General features: G+C 74.2%; 4 protein-coding genes. All 4 read right to left on the bottom strand.

The annotated features are described in order from the left end of the window. A partial coding sequence (locus tag D7W79_RS35235; protein ID WP_147442208.1) for a serine/threonine-protein kinase occupies window positions 1-1,246 on the bottom strand: 1,246 nt, incomplete at its 3' end. 3 nt (window positions 1,247-1,249) lie between these two features. After that, entirely contained in the window at window positions 1,250-2,821 is a 1,572-nt protein-coding gene (locus D7W79_RS35230; protein WP_120529701.1) for a hypothetical protein, read from the bottom strand. A 119-nt stretch (window positions 2,822-2,940) separates the two neighbouring features. Beyond that, complete coding sequence (locus tag D7W79_RS35225) at window positions 2,941-6,717, bottom strand: serine/threonine-protein kinase (RefSeq protein WP_120529700.1); 3,777 nt, start codon at window positions 6,715-6,717, stop codon at window positions 2,941-2,943. Between the two features lie 15 nt (window positions 6,718-6,732). Beyond that, the coding region (locus D7W79_RS35220) for an OPT/YSL family transporter (protein WP_120529699.1) at window positions 6,733-7,602 on the bottom strand (870 nt) is incomplete at its 5' end.

Below are 7,602 nucleotides of genomic sequence, written 5' to 3'. Positions count from 1 at the left end.
CGTCCCATGTGGAGGCCGCGCCGTCCGCCCAGCCATGGGAATCCTCGCGCGCCGTCAGCCGGTCCACGTGCACGGTGACGTGGAAGCGCGCGGGGGAGGCGTCCCCGTCCGTCAGCGCGAGCCCCACGTCCAGCACCCGCGCCCGCAGCTCCCGCTCGCGGCGCACGTCGTCCGGGAGACTGGCCACGGCGAGCAGGCACGCGCCCCCCATCACCCGCACCTCCAGCCCTGCCTCGCGCGCCAGGGTGCTCGCGCGCTCCAGGCCCGCGTCCAGGTCCTCCATCGCGGCGGGGCCCGGCTCGCCCGTCAGCAGGGCCTCCACGTACAGCCCCACCGCGCGCGGCACCTCCACCGGCGCCGCGCCTCCCAGCACCGCGCCCCGGAGGTCCTCCAGCAGCGCGTCCACGTCCGGGTAGCGCTCCTCTCGCGCCTTGCGCAGACATCGCACCACGACGGCATCCAATGCGGCGGACACCGGCGCGTGCTCTCCCGGACGCGGCGGCGGCGCGTGCAGGTGCTGCTGCTCCACCTCGTGGCGCGTGGTGCCCTGGAAGGGCGGCATGCCCGTGAGCAGCTGGAAGAGCAGCACGCCCACGGCGTAGAGGTCCGTGCGCGCGTCCGGCACCTCGCCGCGGATCTGCTCCGGCGCCATGGACAGCGGAGTCCCCAGCACCACGCCGGTGTGCGTGAGCGACGAGCTGCCCGGGGCGCCCGGCACCAGCCCCTTCGCCACGCCGAAGTCCACCAGCTTCACGGAAGGGCCGCCGCGCCCGGGCCCGAGCCGCACCACGTTCTGCGCCTTCAGGTCGCGGTGCACCACGCCGGCCGCGTGCGCCACCCGCAGCGCCGCGCCCACCTGCTCCATCACCGCCAGCACCTCGCGCGGGGACAAGGGCCCGCGCGTGGCCAGCTCCGCCGCCAGGTCCTGGCCCTCCAGCCACTCCATGGCGATGTAGGGCCGGCCGTCCGACAGCTCGCCGTACCCCAGCACCGTGACGATGTGCGGGTGGCTCAGCCGCTGCAACGTGGCCGCCTCGCGCCGGAAGCGCCGCAGCGCCACCGCCGCCGCGGCCACCTGCGGGTGCAGCACCTTCAGCGCGGCGGGCACCCCGGAGCGCGCGTGCCTCGCCCGGTACAGCGCGGACACGGGGCCCTGGACCTGGACGCGGTCCACGACCCACTCGCCCACGAGCGCGCCGGGCCGCAGCTCCTCACCGTAGAGGGCCTCCTCGCCGTTGCCCGCCATCGCCTAGCGCTTGCCCTCGATCGAGGAGCCGTCCTGGGGCGGCGCGGGTTCCGTCTTGCGCTTGCACAGGTCGCGGTGCTGGGCATCCACCAGGTCGCACGCGCCGTTGAGGTAGACGGTGACGGGCTCCGTCCAGAGCTTGTTGGACGTGTCCAGGCACTTCTCGAAGTCGCCGTCGCCCTCCCGCAGCGGACCGTCCTGCACGTCGCACCGGTGCGTGGCCACCGTGTCGTTGCCCCAGCACGGCCCCGTCACCTTGGCCGCGCAGTCCTCATGCGAGCCCGGCAGCGCGCACACGCGGTAGGTCGCGTACGCCAGGCCGGACACCCAACCCGGGTCGTAGCAGGCGTAGAGGTCATTGAAGATGGGATCCGTCTGGGGGGACGGCGGCCGGTTGACCACGTAGGTGCTCCGCTTGTCCTCCGCCAACGTCACGGTCACGTTGATGTCGTCGCGCAGCGCGCCCTTGCCGAAGAGGTTGCCGTAGAAGGCGCCCTCGCGGATCCGGTACACGGCGCGCTCGGAGAGCGGGGCCTGCACGCCCGCCGTGAAGCCCACGTTCGCCGTGCCCTCCGCGTTGCTGTCCCAGGGCGCCGTCATCACCGTGAAGTACCCGCCCGATGACGGGCAGGTGAAGCGCACGGAGGGGTCGGTCGCGGCGGAAGGCAGGGGGCTCGTGGAGCTGGCCGAGCAGCCCTGGCTGGAGGCCACGAGCCGCGCGTCGGCGCTGTCACAGCCGGCGATGCCCCGGCACACGCGCAGCATCATGCGCGCGTCCGAGCTGGAGCCCAGCGGCGTCCCGGAGGGGCAGCTCGGCGGACCGCCCGCGCCCACGGCGATGGTCTGACCCGCGGGGCACCAGCCCACCGAGTGCATCGTCCAGCCGCAGTCCCGCCCCGCGCCAAACGTCTGGCTTCCGCACGGCACCGAACTGCTCAACGGCGAGGACGCCGTCGGCAGCTGGTCGATCGGCTTCGTCCACGCATCCAGCGCGAACGGCTCCTCGATGCCGAGCTCGGGCTCGTGGATTTCGCCGCGCATGGACAGCTCCACGCGGAAGCCCCGGGCGTTGTTGCGCGCCAGGAGGCAGGCCGTCACGCGCTTGAGGCACGCGTCGCCCGGCGCCTCCGTGCGCCACCACGGACAGAGGCCCGCGGAGCCCGCCCATTCACTGCGCTGCGAACCGGAGGGCTGCAAGGGATTGAGCCATTCGAGGGTCTCCCCATCGCCCAGCGCGCAGCTCACCAGGTACGCCATGAAGCGCTGCGCGAAAGGGTCACGCAGCTGGTTCTGCATGAGCGCGACCTCACGGCTGGGAACCGCCACGTCGGGGTCGAAGAGGGACTCGAGCGAGCTCGCGGCCAGCGTCTGGTTGGCGTCGTGGTTCGCGGCGATGGCGTTGACCACCAGCTCCTGCGTCGTGAGCGAGTTGGCGATGCGGATGTCCGACTCACGCGTGCCGAGCTTCTCTTCGGCGCGGGGACTCACGTCGGTGCCGTCCACGAGGGAGGGCTCGCAGCCGGTCAGGGCCAGCAACAGGAAACACCAGGGGACTCGGAGGACGGAGGAGGCCATCGCGCGAACACTCCTTGGGCAGGAATCGGAAATGGGATGCGAAGGAAACCCCAGGCGCGGCCTTCTTGTCTCCCTGTAGCGCGAAAGGTTACGGGCGCGCGGCGGAGTAGCGTTTCCCGTTACAGCGCTGCCGGTGCGAGCGCGGCACGCAGTGCGTGGAAGCACGTAGCCCACAGCGGGGCTTCCGCCACGGCGGGCGCGGCGCGTTCGAGCCACGCGCGTGCCTCGTCCATGGCACCCGTGCGGCGCGCGATGCCGGTGGCCTGCAGGAGGATCTCCGCCTTCTCGTCCGGGGAGGCCAGCGCGTCCGCTTCCATGTGGAGCGCTTCCCAGTCCGTTGCACGGAAGGCTCCGGCGGTCCGCTGATGGACCTGGAGCTCCACCAGGCGCCGCATGATGGCGGTGGGCGGCAGGGATTCCGGCGGGCAGCGCTGGGAGATCCAGGCGAGCTGGCGGGCCGCCGCCGCCTCGTCCCCCGCGGCGGCCTGGATGCGGGCGAGGAGCAGCGCGTCCACGGGCACGGGATGTTCGCGGAAGAAGCGCACGCCCAGCTCATACGCGCGCTGCGCGAGGGGGAGCGCTTCGTCCAGGCGGCCCTGCATGTAGAGGACCTCCGCCAGGTTGAACGTGGACCAGCGCTCCATCTGCGCGTGGGCCAGCTCGCGACCCAGTGCCATGGCCCGGCGCAGGTCGGCCTCCATGCGCGGCACGTCGCCCTGGCGGAGCCACAGGAGGACGCGGTTGCTCAGCACGGCGGCCTTGTGCAGCCCGTCGCCCGCGGCCTCGCAGCGCTCCAGGGCCTCGTCGAAGCGCGCGGCGGCTTCGGGGGCGCGGTCCAGGAAGGTGAGCGCGGCGCCCAGCAGGGCCAGCGACACGACCCGCGTCTCGTGGTCCCTGGCGCTCTCCGCGCCTTCGGCGGTGGACGTGAGCACGCGGGCCGCGGCGGCCCACTCGCCCTGGCGCACGTGCAGGCGGCCCCGGGCCAGACCGCACCGGAGTGACAGTCGTGGCGCGTCCAGGGGCTCGATGGCGTCGAGGGCTTCGCGCGTGCATGCGGCGGAGCCGTCCGAGTCCTCCATCCAGTCGCGCGCGGTGGCCTCTTCCAGCAGCAGGTCCACTTCGAGTGCCGCGTCGCCCCGGGCGCGGGCCAGGGCGCGTGCGGCGGACAGGTCCGCGAGGCTTTCACGGAAGCGCTGGAGGCGATGGCGCACCTTCCCGCGTCCCGCGAGCGCCTGGGCCCGGCGCGCGTCGTCGGACTCCGGAAGGAGCGCGAGCGCGCGCGTGTAGTGCTGCTCCGCTTCCACGGGCAGGTGGCCGGAGCGGGCCTCCTCCGCCAGCGCGAGGTAGTCCCGCGCGGCTTCCTGGTGGGCGCCGCAGACCGCCGCGTGGTGGGCACGGCGGCGGCGTTCGGCCACGTCTTCGCCCACGCTGGCCTTGAGCGCGGCGGCATGCAGCGCACGCCGGGGCGCGGGAGGCAGCAGGGCCTCCAGGGCCTCGCGCAGGAGCGGGTGTCGGAAGACGAAACGGCCCGGGCCTGATGGGCGCAGGAGGCCCGCGCGGGCCAGCCTTTGCAGGCCCGCGCCCGCGTCCAGGGAGGCCGCGCGAGACAGCTCCGGTCCGGTGGTCAGGTGGCGCAGGGCCGCGTCCACCCGAGCCACGTCCACCTCCGTGCCGAGCACCGCGCACAGCCGCGCGAGCACGCGGTGGACCTCCGGAAGGCCCGCGAGCACACGCGGGGCCAGCCGTTCGAACAGCGGTGTGACGGAGACGTCCAGCAGCGCGTCCGGGGCGACGTACCACCCACCGCCCGGAGCGGACCGCAGGGCCCCCGCGGCTCGGAGCGCGCGAGCCAGCTCGACGAGGGACAGGGGCACGCCTTGCGCCAGCTGTTCCAGGCGCGCGAGCACCGGTTCGGGGATGTGCTCCGCCGGGCGCAGCAGGTGGACGAGCACCGCGCGGCTCGCCTCGGGAGGAAGGGGCGGCAGCGGATGGCGAGAGGCGTGGGCGCTGCGCTCGCCCAGGTGGGGACGCAGGCCCAGCAGCGAGGGGCGTCCGGCGAGGCCAATCCACAAAGGCGCCCGGGGCCCTCCAAGAGTGGCGCGCTCCAGCGCATCCAAGCTCATCGGATCCGCGAGGTGCGCGTCGTCCAGCAGCAGCACGAGCGGTGCTTCACGGGCTTGAGCCAGGAGCGCATCGGCGAGGGTGCGGGGTTCCGCGGATGGGCGGCCCACGACGGCGCGCAGTGCATCCAGCAGGGAGCTGGACACCGACGCATCCGGAGGCGGCGCGCGCAGCCGGACGACACGCGCGCGACCTTCGGCTTCCAACCGGGCCGCGAGCGCCTTGAACAGCCGCGACTTGCCATGCCCCACTTCACCCGTGAGCACGCCCAGGCCCGGCACCGACGACGAAAGGCTCTGCTCCGCGTCCGCGACCAGTGCCTCCAGCACCGCGTCGCGGCCCACGAACGGCGGAGGCTCTCCATCAACGCGTGCGCCCTCCTCGTCATGGAGGCGCAGACGGAAGGCCGTCTCAGTGTCGTCCTGCTTCGTGACGGGCTCGACCCAGCCGGGCTCGAGCCGCGCGGCCGCATCCGTCGTCACCCGCACTTCGCCCGGCGCGACCGCCCTTCCCCACCACGTCTCTGGCCGCTCCAGCGCGGCGCCCGCGATGCGCGGCAGTGCCGTACCGGGATGCACATACAGCACGGCGACGTGCAGGACCGCCGCCGCGTCTCCGGACTCCACCAGCCTCCGTGCCGCGAGCGCTCCCGCGCGCACGTTCGCTTCCGCGGACAACGACTCACAGAAGACGAGCAGGTACCCACCCGCCGCGACCCGCGCCAGCACTCCACCGAACGGCTCCAGCGTGGCCGCGAGGCCTTCCACCGACGCCGCCGTGCGCAGGCCCAGCACCGCCACCGGACGCGCACCCGCGAACGTCGTCAACGTCTGCGCCGGCCTCGCGTCCTTCGCCCCGACGACACCGGGAAGCGCGGGCCCTTGCGCGCACGCGGCCTCGAACGCGGCCAGCACGTCGTCGGCGCTCGCGTATCGTTCCGCCGGCTCCTTGGCCAGACACCGCGCCACCACCGCGTCGAGCGCTACCGGCACCCGCGCACATTCGGACACGCGCGGCGGACGCCGGCTCACATGCCCTTCGCGCACCTCGTCCGCGCTGCCATGGAATGGCGGCGCGCCCGTGAGCAACTCGAAGAGCAGCACGCCCAGCGCGTAGATGTCCGCGGCCGTGCCCGCCTCGCGCGCGTCCAGGCACTGCTCCGGGGCCATGTAGACCGTCGTGCCCGCGCGGTTCCCCGCCTCCTCCGCCGGCCCGTCCTCCATCCTCCGCGCGAGCCCGAAGTCCAGGAGGCTCAGCGCGCCACCCTCGCGCAGGAAGATGTTCTCCGGCTTGAGGTCCCGGTGCGCGAGCCCCACCGCATGCACGCGCGCCACCGCCGGACACAGCCCCGTCAGCAGCTCCCGCACCCGGGCCACGGACGCCGCGCCCGTCCCCGGCAGCGCCGCCATCCACGCCGCGAGCGTCTGTCCTCGCAACAGCTCCTGCACCAGGAACGGCCTGCCCCCGACCCGCCCCTCCTCCAGCACCGCCGGCACCGTGGGCGGCCCCACGCGCCGGAGCGCCTCCGCCTCGTGGGCGAAGCGCGCATGGTGCGGCCCCAGGCCCACCTTGAGCGCCACCTCGCGGCCATCCGCCTCGCGCACCGCGGTGAAGACGTGGGCGAAGCCTCCCACCCCCAACAGGGCGGCACCGGACAGGCCGGGGACGTCGGGGATCGCCAGCGGCTCCAGGGGGAAACCGGACTCGGCGGCGACGCCATTCACGGGACACGCCGCGCCGGAAGCGAGGCGGCGGTGGCAGACCGGACAGCGCATGCGGGTGCCCGAAGGCTACCAGAGCGCTCGCGCCAGCACGATGCCCACCCCCACCAGCCCCTCGCCCGCGATGAGCCCGGCCGCCAGCGTCACACCCGGGCCTTCCGACGCGGGCTTCCACCGGCGGGCCAGCTCCCACCCCAGCCCGCCCAGGAAGAACCCCAGGCACGTGGAGGCAGGCAGCAGACAGGCCAGCCCCACCCCCACGGCGGACGGCGTCCAGCGACGGAAGCGCTCCGGCAGCGCCTGCTCGCCCAGCGTGAGGACGGCCGCCGCCAGCGCGGCCCAGGCCATGGCGATCCGCAGGTCCGCCGACACCGCGCCCAGCCCCGACGCCAGCACCCGCGCCACGCCCGCCGTCACCGTCGCGGCCGGCGCCGGGAAGCGCTCCGACCCCAGCACCGACGGCTCCGGCACCAGCAGGTAGAACAACGGCACCACCACCAGTGCCCCCACGACACACCCCAGGAGCTGCGCCACGAACACGCGGCGGGGATTCGCTCCCAGCAGGTGCCCCGCCTTCAGGTCCGTGAGCAGGTCGGCGGACGAAGACGCCGCGTTGACCGTGATGCCCGCCGTCGCCAGGTTCGCCTTCACGTCCCCGGGCAGCAGCACGCCGTACGTCAGCTGCGTCACCTGCCCCAGCGCGCCCACGGGGCTCACGTCCGTCTCGCCCGTGACCCGGCAGGAGATGAGGCACAGCACGAACGACAGCGCCACCGCGAGCAGCGCGTGCGGCACCGGCACGTCGAAGCCCACCCGCGCCAGCGCCACCGTCGCGGGCGTCAGCACCAGCATCCCCGCGACCCACCACCGCCCGGGCACCTGGAGCGCTTCAATCGGATGGGGCGCCTGCCGCGACTGCCCGCCCCAGAGCCCCCGCAG

The sequence above is a fragment of the Corallococcus exercitus genome (assembly GCF_003611585.1).
Lineage (GTDB): Bacteria > Myxococcota > Myxococcia > Myxococcales > Myxococcaceae > Corallococcus > Corallococcus exercitus.
The sequence above is the reverse complement of the archived record's forward strand: the minus strand, read 5'-3'. Positions and strand labels throughout refer to the sequence as shown.